This window comes from Luteimonas sp. 3794, assembly GCF_031456825.1.
GTDB lineage: Bacteria > Pseudomonadota > Gammaproteobacteria > Xanthomonadales > Xanthomonadaceae > Luteimonas.
Genome location: NZ_JAVDVJ010000001.1, coordinates 537,266 through 551,246, shown reverse-complemented (window position 1 = coordinate 551,246; position 13,981 = coordinate 537,266). Strand labels below are relative to the sequence as shown.

Annotated in this window: 13 protein-coding genes; 3 read left to right on the top strand and 10 right to left on the bottom strand. The window is 68.0% G+C overall.

From position 1 onward, the window contains the following. Positions 1 to 160 precede the first annotated feature (160 nt). The gene (locus J2X52_RS02445) at positions 161 to 796 is read left to right on the top strand and encodes a hypothetical protein (protein WP_310148132.1); all 636 of its coding nucleotides are present in this window, start codon (positions 161 to 163) and stop codon (positions 794 to 796) included. A 131-nt stretch (positions 797 to 927) separates the two neighbouring features. Here J2X52_RS02445 and J2X52_RS02440 read toward each other — a convergent pair whose 3' ends face one another. From J2X52_RS02440 to J2X52_RS02420, 5 genes are all read right to left on the bottom strand, one after another. Further along, complete coding sequence (locus tag J2X52_RS02440; RefSeq protein ID WP_310148129.1) at positions 928 to 1,746, bottom strand: hypothetical protein; 819 nt, start codon at positions 1,744 to 1,746, stop codon at positions 928 to 930. 463 nt (positions 1,747 to 2,209) lie between these two features. Further along, positions 2,210 to 3,142, bottom strand: a complete 933-nt coding sequence (cyoE, locus tag J2X52_RS02435; RefSeq protein ID WP_310148127.1) for a heme o synthase — start codon at positions 3,140 to 3,142, stop codon at positions 2,210 to 2,212. Position 3,143: 1 nt separating this feature from the next. Then, positions 3,144 to 4,343, bottom strand: a complete 1,200-nt coding sequence (locus J2X52_RS02430) for a COX15/CtaA family protein (protein ID WP_310148124.1) — start codon at positions 4,341 to 4,343, stop codon at positions 3,144 to 3,146. Next, a complete protein-coding gene (locus J2X52_RS02425) occupies positions 4,343 to 4,939 on the bottom strand; it encodes a hypothetical protein (protein WP_310148122.1) in 597 nt (198 codons plus the stop codon). Before J2X52_RS02425 ends, J2X52_RS02430 begins: the two co-directional genes overlap by 1 nt. Beyond that, complete coding sequence (locus tag J2X52_RS02420) at positions 4,936 to 5,670, bottom strand: SURF1 family protein (RefSeq protein ID WP_310148119.1); 735 nt, start codon at positions 5,668 to 5,670, stop codon at positions 4,936 to 4,938. Before J2X52_RS02420 ends, J2X52_RS02425 begins: the two co-directional genes overlap by 4 nt. A gap of 65 nt (positions 5,671 to 5,735) precedes the next feature. Here J2X52_RS02420 and J2X52_RS02415 point away from each other — a divergent pair, with 65 nt between their 5' ends. Next, positions 5,736 to 5,954 carry a twin transmembrane helix small protein gene (locus J2X52_RS02415; protein ID WP_232136828.1) on the top strand — a complete coding sequence of 73 codons (219 nt, stop codon included), beginning with the start codon at positions 5,736 to 5,738 and terminating at the stop codon, positions 5,952 to 5,954. Positions 5,955 to 6,087: 133 nt separating this feature from the next. On the opposite strand, the gene J2X52_RS02410 is transcribed toward J2X52_RS02415, so the two are convergent. From J2X52_RS02410 to coxB, 5 genes are read right to left on the bottom strand one after another with little or no spacing between them, the layout of a single operon-like run. Beyond that, complete coding sequence (locus J2X52_RS02410; protein ID WP_310148117.1) at positions 6,088 to 6,969, bottom strand: cytochrome c oxidase subunit 3; 882 nt, start codon at positions 6,967 to 6,969, stop codon at positions 6,088 to 6,090. 50 nt (positions 6,970 to 7,019) lie between these two features. Further along, entirely contained in the window at positions 7,020 to 7,646 is a 627-nt protein-coding gene (locus J2X52_RS02405) for a cytochrome c oxidase assembly protein (protein WP_310148114.1), read from the bottom strand. Continuing rightward, complete coding sequence (locus J2X52_RS02400; RefSeq protein ID WP_310148870.1) at positions 7,643 to 7,786, bottom strand: hypothetical protein; 144 nt, start codon at positions 7,784 to 7,786, stop codon at positions 7,643 to 7,645. The genes J2X52_RS02405 and J2X52_RS02400 overlap by 4 nt, the downstream gene beginning before the upstream one ends. Continuing rightward, positions 7,786 to 9,408, bottom strand: coding sequence for a cytochrome c oxidase subunit I (gene ctaD / locus J2X52_RS02395; RefSeq protein WP_310148111.1), 1,623 nt, complete (start codon positions 9,406 to 9,408; stop codon positions 7,786 to 7,788). The genes J2X52_RS02400 and ctaD overlap by 1 nt, the downstream gene beginning before the upstream one ends. Before the next feature lie 20 nt (positions 9,409 to 9,428). After that, the gene (coxB, locus tag J2X52_RS02390) at positions 9,429 to 10,361 is read right to left on the bottom strand and encodes a cytochrome c oxidase subunit II (protein WP_310148108.1); all 933 of its coding nucleotides are present in this window, start codon (positions 10,359 to 10,361) and stop codon (positions 9,429 to 9,431) included. Positions 10,362 to 10,789: 428 nt separating this feature from the next. Here coxB and putA point away from each other — a divergent pair, with 428 nt between their 5' ends. Next, positions 10,790 to 13,969, top strand: a complete 3,180-nt coding sequence (putA, locus tag J2X52_RS02385) for a bifunctional proline dehydrogenase/L-glutamate gamma-semialdehyde dehydrogenase PutA (RefSeq protein ID WP_310148105.1) — start codon at positions 10,790 to 10,792, stop codon at positions 13,967 to 13,969. Positions 13,970 to 13,981: the final 12 nt, after the last annotated feature.

Genomic DNA, 13,981 nt, shown 5'->3' with positions numbered 1-13,981 from the left:
TATCGCGCTGGTCTGATTCCCGCAGGGGGATCGACCGGTACGAGATGACGCGATTGCGTCGGTCCGTCCTGTCCGTCCAGCACCATGTGTCCGCCGAATCTCCGCATAGACGGGGTCGGCGCGGTGCCCCGTCCTTTTCCCTCCCCGAAAGGTCGTCACCATGATCCGATCCACCCGCCTTCCGTCCGGCCGCCTCGGCGCCGGTCTTGTCCTCGCCACCGCGCTGTTGCTGGGCGCCTGCGCCAGGATCGACACCGCGCCGCCGCTGGCCAAGCCGCTGCATATCGATCTCGCCGCGCCGGTCGCCGAACAGGTCGACCTGGGCTGGCCGCAGAAGAATGGCACCCTGGTCGCCGAGCACACGATCACGCAGGCGCGCGATGTGACCCTGCGCCTGCCCAACGGCCAGCAGATCGTCGTGCCGGCCGACCGGGTCGCCTTCAAGCAGCACGGCGGCCTGCTGGTCGGCGTGCACATCCAGCCCGGCGGTGGCACGCTCGACCATCCCGAGGCGCTGGCGCAAACCCGCCAGCTGCTCGAAGCCAATCGTCTGCTCGACCCCACGCTCGCCCATACGCTCGATGGCTGGGCCATGCGCGGCGACGCGCAGCAGACCACGCGGGTGACGATCCGCGATGTCGACGTGCAGGTCGCATTGACCCCTGGCACCCGGACGGGCTGGCAGGCCACGCTCGATTTCGAGCCGCGCGCTTGCGAGATGCCGGCCGGCCTCGACGGCGATCCCGACGCCTGCCTGCAGCCTGCGCCGACGGCCCTTGTCGTGGCTGGCGGCTGAGACGCGGTGCCGTCGACCCAGACACCCGTGTTGTCTGCGCTGGTGGCCTCCGCGATGCGGACGCAGACCTTTGCGGGCCGGGGTGCGTCCGGATGAACCCATCCGGACGCTGACCACAGGTCACCTGTCGGTCAGGCCGTCGCCACCGGCACAGCGTTGAGGACGGCGAATGCCGCTTCGCGCTCGGTTTCGGTCAGATCGATGCGCCGCAATCCGGCATCGAGCAGAAGCGGCTTGCCGCCCTTGACCGGACGCAGGGCAAGGGCGCGCATTTCGCCGTCGGCAGCGTCCACCAGCAGGGGCTCCTCCCGCTTGCCGAAGCGCGAATTCTCCTTGGGCGCGCGACGTCCGGTTTCCGGCCCATAGGCGTACGTCACCAGCGTGCCGCCGAACGAGGACTGCGCCGCCTTGATGTCGACCAGTTCCGGGATCCAGCGCTGCGGCTGCTGCGCGGCGCGGTTGACGCCGTTGTTGCGGGCCGTCGCCACCAGGCTGTAGATGCCGCCGAGGGCGAGCACTCCGAACACCACCAGGAAGAACGCCACGCGGTTCCAGTACCGCTCCAGGCCGATGCTCAGGGCGGCCTTGGACGGATCGTCTGCGGCGACCACCAGGCTGGCTTCGTAGTCGCCGCGCGAGACCGACAGGAACATCAGCGTGATCTGCTTCTCGTAGTGGACGCCGTCGACCTCATAGGCGACATCGGCCTCGCAGTCCGTCAGGACCGCCTTGCGCGTGGTGCAGCGACCGTCGCGCAGGAGGTAGTCCTCGAGCTCAAGCGGGTTGCTGCGGATCTGCTGGTCTTCGATCAGACCCGGGGCCTGCCACCAGGCCATGCCGCCCGCCGCGATCAACAGCAGCAGACCCAGCAGATAACCGCCGCCCATGCCGAGGACGCGACGGGTGAAACGCAGATCGCGCTGCGGCAGCAGCGCATGAAGATGTGTCATCGAAGTGTCCTGATCGGGACGCGGACGCGTGTCGCGCAGGCGTCGTCTATGGAGGTGCGCTGGCGACCGGCAGGCGCTGGATGGCTGGCCGGCGCGATTTTAACGTATTCATGTTCTGCCGGCGCTAGAACGCCCCGCCTGCGGCCGCGCTGCAGACATGGCGCGTGTCGTGCCGTTTCGCCCCGCGTCACGCGCAGCGATGGGCGTCCAGCGGGTTCCGGCGTAGCATGCGCGGTGATCCGGCCCAGCGCGGGATCACATCCGGCGCGGAACCTGCGTTCCTCGCCGCCCCAACGGATCCCAGCGGAGCGCGACGATGGCCAAGAGCCTCGACAAGAAGAAAGAGACCAAGAAGAAGCCGGTCAAGACCCTGAAGGAAAAGCGGGCCGAGAAGGCCGCGAAGAAGTCCTGAGGTCCACTGCGCCGGCGGGCCCTGCGCCCGCCGGAGCGGATGCGGCGATCATCAGCCGACGCGCTGGAAATCCAGTCCACCGGCCGCGGCGCCGGCGCCCGGCAACCACGGCAGCAGCCAGTGGTCGACGAGCAGGAACGCGAACAGCGCCATCAGGTACACGACCGAATAGTTGAACATCCGCATCGCGAAGAACTCGTCCGGCGGATCCAGCAGCCGCCACGCGTACCAGAGGAACACCAGGCCGAGCACCACGGCGCCGCCGAGATAGAACACCCCGCTCATGCCGATCGCGACCGGCAGCAAGGTGATCACCACCAGCAGCACCGTGTAGATCAGGATCTGCCAGCGCGTGTACGCCACGCCGTGGGTCACCGGCAGCATCGGCACCAGCGCGCGCGCGTAATCCTCGCGGCGGAAGATCGCCAGTGCCCAGAAATGCGGCGGCGTCCACACGAAGATGATCAGCACCAGCAGCAGCGCATGCGCCCAGTCCCACTGGCCCTGCATATTGGTCACCGCCGCCCAGCCCAGCAGCGGCGGCGCTGCGCCGGCCACGCCGCCGATGACGATGTTCTGCGGCGTCGCGCGCTTCAGCCACCCGGTATAGATCACCGCGTAGCCGATCAGCGAGGCGAACGTCAGCGCGGCGGTCAGCACGTTGACCAGCAGGACCAGGATCGCCATCGACAGCGCGCCCAGCGCCAGCGCGAACACCAGCACCTGCACCGGGCGCAACGCCCCCGTGGCAAGTGGGCGATGCGCGGTCCGCGCCATGACCTTGTCGATGCGCTGGTCGATCAGATGGTTGATCGCCGCCGCAGACGCCGCCGCCAGCCAGATGCCGAGCAGGCCGAACACCGTCTCCTGCCACGGCGGCAGGCCGGGTACGGCCAGAAACATGCCGACCAGCGCGGTGAACACAATCAGCGCCACCACGCGTGGCTTGGTCAGCGTCCAGTAGTCGCGTGCCTGGATCGCCATGTCAGTCCGGGCGCTTGAGGCGCGCGAGCAGCGACACCAGCACGAACAGCAGCAACGCGGCGCCGCCGTTGTGCAAGACCGCGACCGGCAACGGCAGCGCGAGCTTGACGTTGAGCACGCCCAACGCGACCTGCGCGCAGGTCAGCAGCGCGAGCGCGACCGCCCAGCCGCGCAGGCCCGGCGTGCGCAGCAGGCGCGCGACGAATGCGATCAGATACGCGAACACCGCGATCGCCATGACCCGGTGCGCGAGCTGGATCGCCACGCGCGCCGCGCCGTCGAGCACGCCGCCCTCGTAATCCACGCCCACCCCGCGCCACAGCACGAAGCCTTCGCGGAAGTCGGCCTGCGGCCACCATTCGCCCACGCACTTCGGGAAATCCACGTAATGGTGCGCATCGGTGACCCAGCCGCCGGCGCCGCAGGCGAGCGCGGCGTAGTTCGCGCTGACCCAGCCGCCGAGCGCGATCTGCACGCCGACCAGAGCGATTGCGCCGAGTGTCCAGCGACGCAGCGTCGGCGCATCGACCAGCACGATCGGCTGCACCGTCGCTCGCCACGCCATCCACAGCAGCAGCGAGAACGTCAGCATGCCGCCGAGCAGATGACCCATGACGATCACCGGCTTGAGCAGCATGGTGACCGTCCACTTGCCGAGCAGCGCCTGGAAGATCACCACCGCCAGCGTCAGCGCGGCCGCGCGGGCGAGATCGACATTTGACCAGCGCAAGGCGGCGATCAGCAGCAGCGCTTCGCCGAGCGCGGCGATGCCGAGCGCGGCCATGACGTGGCCCTGCATGTACAGCGGAATCGCGAGCGCGACCAGCGCCGACGCACCGATGATCTGCAGCATGCCGAAGCGGCGACGGCGCGCGGCCAGCAGCGCGAGACCCAGCACCAGCACGCCCAGCGTCGCCGCCAGATGGCGGTGGACCTGCTCACGCCAGGCCTTGTGCCATTCGAACTCGCGGATCGCGCTCGCCGTGTGGTCGACGACTTCCGACGCGGCCTGCGGCCACGCCGCGCGGCCGTAGCACGTGGGCCAGTCGGGACAGCTGAGTCCCGCATCGGACAGCCGCACGAAAGCGCCGAACACGATCACGCACAGCGTCAGCGCGGTGGCGAGCCAGGCGATGCGGTGGAAATGCTTGTGGGTCGCCGGACGGAACGATGTCGCGCGCGTGGGAGGTGTGTGGGTCATCACTTGAGTTTCAGCAGCTTGGCCATGTCGCTGCGCAGATCGCCCGGATCGAAGCCGGGGGCGTAGCGCAGGATCACGAACCCGTTCGGGTCCACAACGTAGGCCGGGACGCCATTGTCCGCCTCGCCGGGTCCGCCGTCGACGCGCGGTAATGTCGCACGCAGCGCCGGGTCAGCTTCGACGAGCCGCCACGCCGGATTGCGCACCGCGCCCTCGGGCACCGCGCCCGCCCACAGGATGTCGACGTGATCGGCATTGCGCCCGAACAGCTGCCACACCAGATCGAGCTGCTGCGACAGCTCGACGCAGGCCTGCGCGCAATCGCGCGGCGGCGCGACAAGGATGCGCCAGCGCCGCTCGGCCGGACGCCATTCGTAACTGCCGCCGTCAATCAGGTGCAGCGGATGCGTGCGCAGATCCCCGGGCGGGTCGAGCAGCTCGCCCTTGTTCTGCATGCCCTCCGGGCGCCAGCCCGAGAACCGCAACGCGCCGGCGACCACGGCGCTGCCGAGAAACAGCACCACGATCAGCACGAACAGCATGCGGTTACGGTTGCGCTGCGCGGGCGGCAGTGTCGGCGCGGGAGACGGATTCATCGGCGGCGGGTCCGGAACGTGAGCACGAGGGCGATGACGAGCACCGCGAGGGCCAGCCCGAACCACTGCACCGCGTACCCCAGATGCTTGTCGGGCGTGAGCGTGTTGGGCAGCACATCGAGATCGCGGAGATAGCCGACATCGAGCGCGGGGTCGAGCCGCAATACCCGCGGCGGCAACGTCGGCAGCCCGGTTTCAGCCGCAATCGCCGGGATGTCGATCCGGGTCATCAGGACCGCGCCGCCGGGCGTGAGCGCCGGGCCGAGCGCAAGACCCGGCGATGGCGGCGGCGCGAGCAGGCCGCGCAGTTCGAGATCGCGGCCGAGCAGACCGTCGCCGCGCACGATGGCGGCATCGGGCAGGCGCGTGCTGCGCTCGACGAGCGCGGTCCAGCCCAGATCGACCAGCAACGGCGGCGCATCGTCGGGCGCGAACAGGCGATACACGCGCAGGCCCGGCACGCCGGCCTGGATCTGGTTGTCGAGCACAAAGGCCGGACGGTCGACGAAGCGGCCGCGACCGCCGCTCCAGTCGTAGTCACGGGCGCGGGCGGCGTCGCCGGCGGCGGACAGGGAGACGGGCGTGCGGGCATCGAGCGTCACGGCCACCGCATCGAGCGTCGCCTGCTTCTGGCTCATCCGTGACAGCTGCCACTGACCCAGTGATACGAAGGCCGCGATCGTCAACACGGCCAGCGTCCAGCCGATGATGCGGGTACTACGCAGACTCACGCGCGGCGCTCTATAGGCTGCAATAATCGCCGCATACACCCCGTGTCCCGGAGCCTGCGATGGTGATGAACGACTCGCTGAAGTTGCTGCTGATCATCGCCTTCGTGCTGCTGATCCTGTGGAACCTGGGCAGCGCGCTGTTCTACATGATGACCGACAAGGGCACGACCGACCGCACGGTGAAGGCGCTCACGCGCCGCATCGGCCTGTCGGTCGGACTGATCCTGCTGGTGCTGCTGGCGATCTGGATGGGGTGGATCAAGCCACACGGGGTTTACGGCTGACGCGGTCAACCCCGTGTGGCGGGATTGGGGCGCGGGGATTGGGGATTCGGGAAGGCAATGATCCGCACGCCGTTTCGAATCCCGAATCCCAGCTTTAAACGGACGAATGTCCGGTAATCCCCAATTCCTGTTCTCAAACCACATAGACGAACAGGAACAGGATCAGCCACACCACGTCCACGAAGTGCCAGTACCAGGCGACCGCTTCGAACGCGAAGTGGTTTTCCTTGGTGAAGTGACCGCGGTAGCAGCGCAGCCAGATCACGATCAGCATGATCGTGCCCAGCGTCACGTGCGCGCCGTGGAAGCCGGTGAGCATGAAGAACGTCGAGCCGTAGATGCCCGAGCCCATCGTGAGGTTCAGATCACGGTAGGCGTGCACGTATTCCTCGGCCTGGAAGAACAGGAACACGCAGGCGAGCAGGATCGTCGCGCCCAGGAACACCAGCAGTTGGGTGCGGTGCGCGGCGCGCAGTGCGTGGTGCGCGATGGTGATCGTGATACCCGAGGCCAGCAGGATCAGCGTATTGAGCAGCGGCAGGCCCCAGGCCGGAATCGTCTGGAACGCGCCACCGACGTCGCCCGGACCGGCCGACGGCCACGCGGCGCTGTAGCCGTCCCACAACACCGCATTGGTCATCGCGCCCGAGCCTTCGCCGCCCAGCCACGGCAGCGACAGCGTGCGCGCGTAGAACAGCGCACCGAAGAATGCGGCGAAGAACATGATCTCCGAGAAGATGAACCACACCATCCCCATGCGGAAGGACAGGTCGACCTGCTTGTTGTAATAGCCCGACACCGATTCGAGCACGACGTCGGCGAACCACTTGAACAGGATCAGCGCCAGCACCGCGATGCCGACGAAGAACATCGGCCGGCCCCAGCTGGCTTCGTTGAACCAGCTGGCCAGGCCCAGCATCGTGACGAACAGCGCCACCGATGCGAACACCGGCCACTTGCTGTCGTGGGGCACGAAATAGAGGTCGGGGTCCTGCTCGGGCTTGGCGTGGGCCATGGCGGTGTCCGGATCGTCGATGCGTGGTGGTCGGAAGGCGTGGTGCGGGCTCAGGGCGCCGCGACCACACCGGGAATGCCGCGTGCCGGCGCCGCATGGGCGGCCAGACGCGAAGTGAGGACATCGTTCTTGAAGAAGGTGTAGCTCAACGTGACCGTGTTGACGTCGGGCGGCAACGACGGATCGATGATGAAGCGCACCGGCATGTCGCGGGTCTCGCCCGCCTCCAGCGTCTGCGCGGTGAAACAGAAGCATTCGGTCTTCTGGAAGAAGCCCGACGCGCGCGCCGGCGCCACCGACGGCGTGGCGCTGCCGACGACCGGCGCGGTGCTGTCGTTGTGCGCGTAGTACGTGGTTTCGTACTGCTCGCCCACGCGCACCCGCATGCGGGTTTCGTTGGGCCGGAACGACCACGGCAGCCGCGAGTTCACCGTCGCATCGAACTCCACCGTCACCCAGCGCTCGGCCGGCGTCGCACTGGTCGCCGGCGCGGTGACCGCGCTGTTCTCCAAGCGAATGCCGAACACCTTCTCGCAGGCGATGCGGTACAGCGGCACCAGCGAAAAGGTGAAGGCGAACGCGACGACCGAGATGCCGACCAGCTTGCCGATGCCGACGGTCTTCGACGTCGGCCGCGTGTCGGTCCGCGCGTCCGCCGGGCGCAGGTCGTCACTCACGACAGCAGCACCCCGCGCGCGATGAAACCGATGTACACCAGCGCCGCGATCACCGCCACGGTCACCGCGGTCCGACGCGCACGACGGCGGCGGGCGGCGAGATCGGAACCGGGATCAGGCGTGGTCATCGCGATCGGCATCAGTGGCTGATGTCGTCGTGGGCCAGATCGCCGGGCTTGAGTACCGGCGGCTTGGTGAAGGTGTGGTGCGGGGCCGGCGACGGCACCGTCCATTCCAGGCCCTTCGCCGCTTCCCAGGCGCGCGCCGCAGCAGGCGCGCCGCGCAGCTTCGAATGCAGCAGGATCGCGAACATCATGAAGGGCGTGGCGAACATGCCGAATGCGCCGATCGAGCTGATCAGGTTCCAGTCGGCGAACACGACGTTGTAGTCGGGAATGCGGCGCGGCATGCCGGCCAGACCGAGGAAGTGCTGCGGGAAGAACAGCAGGTTGACGAAGATGATCGTCCACCAGAAATGCACCTTCGCCCAGAACTCGCTGTACATGCGCCCGGTCCACTTCGGCCACCAGTAGTAGGTGGCCGCGATGATCGAGAACAGCGCGCCGGTCACCAGCACGTAGTGGAAGTGCGCGACGACGAAATAGGTGTCGTGGTACTGGAAGTCGGCCGGCACGATCGCGAGCATCAGGCCCGAGAATCCGCCGATGGTGAACAGGATCACGAACGCGATCGCCCACAGCATCGGCGCCTCGAACGTCATCGCGCCGCGCCACATCGTCGACACCCAGTTGAACACCTTCACACCGGTCGGAATCGCGATCAGCATCGTGGCGAACATGAAGTAGATCTCGCCGCCGAGCGGCATGCCGACGGTGAACATGTGGTGCGCCCACACGATGAAGCTCAGGAACGCGATCGACGCGGTCGCGTAGACCATCGCCTGGTAACCGAACAGCGGCTTGCGGCTGAAGGTTGGGATGATTTCCGAGACAATGCCGAACGCCGGCAGGATCATGATGTAGACCTCGGGATGCCCGAAGAACCAGAAGATGTGCTGGTACATCACCGGGTCGCCGCCGCCGGCGGCGTTGAAGAACGAGGTCATGAAGAACTTGTCGGTCAGCAGCATCGTGACCGCGCCGGCCAGCACCGGCATCACCGCGATCAGCAGGAACGCGGTGATCAGCCAGGTCCAGCAGAAGATCGGCATCTTCAACAGGTCCACGCCCGGGGCGCGCATGTTGAGGATGGTCGCGATGACGTTGATCGCGCCCATGATCGAGCTGATGCCCATCATGTGGATGGCGAAGATCGTCAGTGAGACGTTGCTGCCGCCCTGCAGCGACAGCGGCGGGTACAGCGTCCAGCCACCGGCCGGGCCACCGCCGGGCAGGAACAGCGTCAGCAGCAGCATCGTGAACGCGAACGGCAGGATCCAGAACGACCAGTTGTTCATGCGCGGCAGCGCCATGTCCGGCGCGCCGATCTGCAGCGGGATCATCCAGTTGGCCAGGCCGACGAAGGCCGGCATCACGCCGCCGAAGATCATCACCAGCGCATGCATGGTGGTCATCTGGTTGAAGAACATCGGGCTGACGTGCTGCAGGCCCGGCGCGGCGAGTTCGGTGCGGATGATCACGCTCATCGCCGCGCCGATGATGAACATCACGAAGGAGAACAGCAGATACAGCGTGCCGATGTCCTTGTGGTTCGTGGAGAAGAACCAGCGCTGCACGAAACCCTGCGTGTGGCCGTGGTCGTCGTGGTGCGCGTCAGCGGTGGCGGGGTGCGTCGTCGACATGTGCGGTGTGCCTCGATCGATCAGCCGGCCGCGGGCGCGGCAGGGGCGGACGGGGACTGCGTGGCGGAGGCGGCAGTCTCGGCCGGCGCGACGTCAGACGGCGCGGGTGCGGCGTCGGCGGGTCCGGGCTCGCCCGGTACGGGAATGGCCGGCGCGTTCCTGGCCTTCTCGGCGGCGAGCCAGGTCTGGAACTCTTCCGGCGGCACGGCGCGCACGACGATCGGCATGAAGCCGTGGTCCTTGCCGCACAGTTCCGCGCACTGGCCGCGATACACGCCCGGCTCGAGGATTTCGGTCCAGGCCTCGTTGACCAGGCCCGGAATCGCGTCCTGCTTCCAGCCGAAGGCCGGCACCCACCAGGAATGGATCACGTCGTCGGCGGTCACGACGAAGCGGATCTTGGTGTTGGTGGGCAGCACCAGCTGGTTGTCGACGTCGAGCAGATAGTGGCCGTGGGCATCGAGCTCGGCGCGCGTGGTGTCGCGGCTCTGGCGCAGGCGGTCGCTCTCGCGGTCGAGACGGCTGGTCAGGACCACGTCCTCGCCCATGTACTCGTACTTCCACATCCACTGCACGCCGGTGACCTTGACGGTCATCTCCGAGTCGCGGGTGTCGTACATCGCGATCAGCTTCTGCGTCGCCGGCACCGCCATCAGCACCAGGATGACGATCGGGACGACCGTCCAGATGATCTCGGCCGTGGTGTTGTGGCTGAACTGCGCAGCCGTGACCCCGCGCGACTTGCGGAAGCGGAACATCGCCACCGCCATCGCGCCGAACACCAGCACGCCGATCACCACGCAGACCCACAGCGCGAGCATGTGCGCGTCGTAAGCGTGCTGGGCGGAGGTGGTGACCCCGCGGCCCATGTTCAGCTGCCACGGTTTGGGATCGGCTGACTGCGCCAAGACATTGGTGGAAGCGAGCAGCGCGGTTGCGCCACTGAGCCACATCCTGGACGCACACCGTTTAAAACAAGCGCCTTGCTTCACATCGGACCCCATACCTGAGCTGGCCTTGGTGCTGGCGGGAACGCGTCCGTCCTCGCCCGGCAATGGAAGCCGGGCGATATACGCAGGAGCGGCGGCGTACTGCGAATAACGCATGAATGGTAGCTGTCGGCGTTCGACAGGGGCAAGCCGCGGTGCCGCAACCGCCTGTTACCGAATGCACCCGGTCCAGGCGACGCAGCAGCGACAGGACGCTGACGCACGCGGCCGAGGATACCCCCTCCGGCCCCCGTTCTCCGGTTTCCCGTCCGGGCTACCACCGGGCGACCCACACCCGAGGCCCGTGCCCGCGCTTCGGACGGGTTGCGCACAGTGGTCGCGGCGGTCGGCGAGCTAGAATTCCGCTTCTGTCCTATGCCGGTCGTCCCGCCTTGAACGCCAGTCCGTCGTCCGCCGCTCCTGCGACCTCCCTTCTGCCGCAGCGCGCCGCGATCACCGCCGCCTGGACCGGCGATGAAACAGCGTGCGTCCGCGCGCTGCTCGAACAGGCCCGGCAGCCCGATGCCGACCGCGCCGCGATCCAGGCCACGGCCGCCGATCTGGTGCGCCGGGTACGCGCGCGCGCCCAGGACCAGGGCGCTATCGAAGCCTTCATGCAGCAGTACGACCTCGGCAGCGAGGAAGGCGTGCTGCTGATGTGCGTGGCCGAAGCGCTGCTGCGCATTCCGGACCAGGACACGGCCGATGCGCTGATCCGCGACAAGCTGGGCGAGGCCAACTGGAAGAAGCACATGGGCCAGTCGGACTCGGTGCTGGTCAACGCCTCGACCTGGGGTCTGATGCTGACCGGGCACCTGGTCGACTTGGCCGACGACACCAAGCGCAACGTCCACAACGCCTTCCAGCGCCTGATCGGCCGCGTCGGCGAGCCGGTGATCCGGCTCGCGGTGCGCCAGGCGATGCGGATCATGGGCCACCAGTTCGTCATGGGCCGCACGATCGGCGAGGCGCTGTCGCGCTCGCGCAAGGGCGACAACGCCGCCTACCGCTACTCGTTCGACATGCTGGGCGAGGCCGCGCTGACCCAGGCCGATGCCGACCGCTATCTGAAGGCCTACCGCGATGCGATCGACGCGATCGGGCGCACGGGGCCGTTTGACGACGCAATCACCGCGCCGTCGATCTCGGTCAAGCTGTCGGCGCTGCACCCGCGCTATGAACATGCCAAGCGCGAGCGCGTGTTGGCTGAGCTCGCGCCGCGCGTGCTCGACCTCGCCCAGCGCGCGAAGGGCTATCGCATCGGCCTGACCGTCGATGCCGAGGAAGCGGACCGGCTGGAGCTGTCGCTCGACGTCATCGAGGCTGCCTGGTCCGATGCCTCGCTGGCCGGCTGGGACGGCTTCGGCATCGTCGTGCAGGCCTACCAGAAGCGCGCGCCGTTCGTCATCGACTGGATCGCCGCTCTGTCCCGCGCGCATGGCCGCCGCATTCCGGTGCGCCTGGTCAAGGGCGCGTACTGGGACAGCGAGGTCAAGCGCGCCCAGGTCGACGGCCATCCGGGCTACCCGGTGTTCACCCGCAAGCCCAACACCGACGTCAGCTATCTGGCCAACGCGCGCCGCCTGCTGTCGGCGACCGATGCGATCTATCCGATGTTCGCGACCCACAACGCGCACACCATCGCCGCCGTGCACCGCATGGCGACGACGCTGCTGCCGGCCGCCGGCGGCACCAAGCCCTACGAGTTCCAGAAGCTGCACGGCATGGGAGACGATCTCTACGCCGAGGTCATCCCGGCCAATCGCCTCGACGTGGCCTGCCGCGTCTATGCGCCGGTCGGCTCGCACGAGGACCTGTTGCCGTACCTGGTGCGGCGCCTGCTCGAGAACGGCGCCAACTCCAGCTTCGTCAACCGGATCAGCGACGAGGACGTCGCGATCGACGACCTGATCCGCGATCCGGTCGAGGTCGTGTCCGGCTTCGAATCCATTCCCCACCCCCGCATTCCGCTGCCGGTCGACCTCTACCGCAGCCAGTCGCACGACAGGAGCAATTCCATGGGCGTCAATCTCGCCAACGACGCGCAGCTCGCCACACTCGCCGAGCAGATCCAGGCCCAGACCGGCCCGTGGACCGCGGGTCCATTGGTGCCGGGTGCGACCAGCAGTGGCGAGACGATCGAGGTCACCAGCCCCGCCGACCGCCGCGTGCGCGTGGGCCAGTGGCAGGCCGCCGACACCGCGACCGTCGAGCAGGCGCTGCGCAATGCGACCGACGCACACGCCGACTGGAACGCGATGCCGGCCGCCTCGCGCGCGGCGATCCTCGAGCACGCCGCCGACCTGCTGGAAGCGCGTATGCCCGCGTACATCGCCATGTGCACGCGCGAAGCCGGCAAGACGATTCCCGACGGCGTCGCCGAAGTGCGCGAGGCGGTGGACTTCCTGCGCTACTACGCCGGCGAGGCGCGCCGTCTGTTCATCGTGGAGGCGCTGCCCGGCCCGACCGGCGAATCCAACAGCCTGCAGCTCTCGGGCCGCGGCGTGTTCGTGTGCATCAGCCCGTGGAACTTCCCGCTGGCGATCTTCGCCGGCCAGATCGCCGCCGCGCTCGCCGCGGGCAACACGGTGATCGCCAAGGCCGCCGAGCAGACCACGCTGATCGGCCATGCCGCGGTCAAACTGCTGCACGAGGCCGGCGTGCCGGAAGCCGTGCTGCAGTACGTGCCGGGTGATGGTGCCAGCGTCGGCGCCGCGCTGACGTCGGATGCACGCGTGGCCGGCGTGGTGTTCACCGGCTCGAACGCGACTGCGCTGGCGATCAACCGTGCACTGGCCGCACGCGACGGCGCGATCGGCACGCTGATCGCCGAGACCGGCGGCCAGAACGCGCTGATCGCCGACTCCTCCGCGCTGCCCGAACAGTTGGTCAAGGACGCGCTGGGTTCGGCCTTCACCTCGGCCGGCCAGCGCTGCTCGGCCGCGCGCGTGCTGTTCGTGCAGGACGACATCGCCGACAAGGTGCTCGAGATGCTGGCCGGCGCAATGCAGGAGCTCAGCGTCGGCGATCCTGCGCTGCTGTCGACCGACGTCGGCCCGGTGATCGACGCCGACGCGCTGCGCATGCTCGACGTGCATGCCGAGCGCATGGCCAGCGAAGCGCGCCTGATCGCAACCACGCCCGTCGGCGAGGTCACCACGCACGGCACGTTCTTTGCGCCGCGCGCCTGGGAACTGCAATCGCTGTCGCAGCTGCAGCGCGAGAACTTCGGCCCGGCGCTGCACGTGATCCGCTGGAAGGCCAATGAGCTCGATGCGGTGATCGAGGCGATCAACAACACCGGCTACGGCCTGACGCTGGGCATCCACTCGCGCATCGACGAAACGGTGGACAAGATCACCGCGCGCGCACGGGTCGGCAACGTCTACGTCAACCGCAACCAGATCGGCGCCGTGGTCGGCGTGCAGCCTTTCGGCGGCCAGCGCCTGTCGGGCACCGGTCCGAAGGCCGGCGGCTCGCACTACCTGCCGCGCTTCACCACCGAGAAGACCGTGACCATCAACACCACGGCCTCGGGCGGCAATGCCTCGCTGCTGACGCTCGGCGAGTAAGGTCTGGCGATG